The organism is Butyricicoccus sp. AF18-9LB (genome assembly GCF_027684505.1).
GTDB classification, from domain to species: Bacteria; Bacillota; Clostridia; order Oscillospirales; family Butyricicoccaceae; genus Agathobaculum; species Agathobaculum butyriciproducens.
Map to the genome: position 1 here is coordinate 1 of NZ_JAQCWA010000058.1, position 1,280 is coordinate 1,280.

3 protein-coding genes are annotated in these 1,280 nt (G+C 47.3%); all 3 read right to left on the reverse strand.

What is annotated here, in order from left to right; all coding sequences use genetic code 11:
• Positions 1-20 precede the first annotated feature (20 nt).
• Positions 21-464: an IS3 family transposase gene (locus PGY33_RS14610; RefSeq protein WP_442865587.1), complete on the reverse strand. Its 444-nt coding sequence runs from the start codon at positions 462-464 to the stop codon at positions 21-23.
• On the reverse strand, positions 355-777 hold the full coding sequence (locus PGY33_RS14615; protein ID WP_442865586.1) for an IS3 family transposase: 423 nt from the start codon (positions 775-777) through the stop codon (positions 355-357). The genes PGY33_RS14610 and PGY33_RS14615 overlap by 110 nt, the downstream gene beginning before the upstream one ends.
• Positions 778-865: 88 nt before the next feature.
• Positions 866-1,219: a helix-turn-helix domain-containing protein gene (locus tag PGY33_RS14260; RefSeq protein ID WP_118286318.1), complete on the reverse strand. Its 354-nt coding sequence runs from the start codon at positions 1,217-1,219 to the stop codon at positions 866-868.
• Positions 1,220-1,280 lie beyond the last annotated feature (61 nt).

Consider the following 1,280-nt stretch of genomic DNA (forward strand, 5'->3'; position numbering starts at 1 on the left):
TATTTTGAAGTAAAAATTGTTCAAGCAGCCGAAAGGGCTTGCTGTCTGTGAATTGCAGGCGGCAAGCCCTTTAGCTTTGCCTTGATCCTACGGTTGTTGTAGTAATCCAGATATTCAACGAGTTCCTGTTTGAAGTGCTCCATGGACTGAAATTCTTGCAGATATAGCAGCTCACTTTTGAGCAGCCCAAAGAAATTTTCTATCACAGCATTGTCCAGACAGTTCCCCTTGCGGCTCATGCTCTGCCGGATGCCTTTCTCTCGGAGCATCCGTTGATACTGTTTATGTTGGTACTGCCAGCCCTGATCAGAATGGAGAATGAGGTTTGTTCCGTCCGGAATTTTTGCAAATGCCTCATTCAGCATGGTCGTCACCATGCTGAGCACAGGACGATCCGATATGGTATAGCTGACCAGATCGTTGCTGTGCAGATCGAGAATCGGGGACAGATAGAGCTTTTCTATTTTCTCCGAACAGGCTAAACTCCGTCACATCCGTGACCCATTTCTGATTCGGCTTTTCGGCATGAAAATCCCGATTTAACAAATTTGGTGCAATTTTGCCTACTTCTCCCTTGTAGGAACGATATTTTTTCATCCTGACACGACAAACTAAGCCCAGCTTCTTCATGAGCCGCTGGACAGTCTTGTGGTTCACAGAGAATTTACGCTTGCGAAGTTCTGCTGTGATCCGGCGATAGCCGTACCGGCCCCTGTTTTCGTGGTAAATTGCTGCGATTTCTTCCTTAACAGATGCATATTTGTCTTCTCTCTGCATCTGCTTCAATGATAGTAGAAAGTTGCACGGGGCAGTTGAGCGATTGAGAGCAGTATACTGAGTGCGTGTTTTTGCCTTAGCTTTTGAACTACCAGCGTTTTTTGTGCTGGCGTCGCTCGTCTTCCAAAACCAAGGCTTGCAAATTTTTTAGGTAGTCTACCTCCGCACGCAGCCGCTGAACCTCTGCCAGCAGATCTTCTTCTACCTGCTTCGGCAACTGCTTTGGCCGACGACCCTTACTGCTGCGGCCGCGCCGTTCAACGGCAAAGCCTTCCGGTCCTTCCTCCAGGTAGATTCGCTCCCATGATTTGATCTGATCTCTGCTGTTTACATCAAATCGTCGGCAGGTTTCGCTGTAACTCAATTTCTCTTCCTGCATGGTTTCGATCACCAGCTTCTTGAATTCCGCTGTGTATCGTTTGTTCGGTACTCCCTTTGGCATAGCAAAACACCCCACTTGTTAGATAGTATACCATACTGTCTAACAAATGGGGTGCAGTTCA

Excerpts from the sequence above, each read along its gene's own strand:
- PGY33_RS14615 (WP_442865586.1), bottom strand. The coding sequence starts at position 777 with ATGCAGAGAGAAGACAAATATGCATCTGTTAAGGAAGAAATCGCAGCA.
- PGY33_RS14260 (WP_118286318.1), bottom strand. The coding sequence starts at position 1,219 with ATGCCAAAGGGAGTACCGAACAAACGATACACAGCGGAATTCAAGAAG.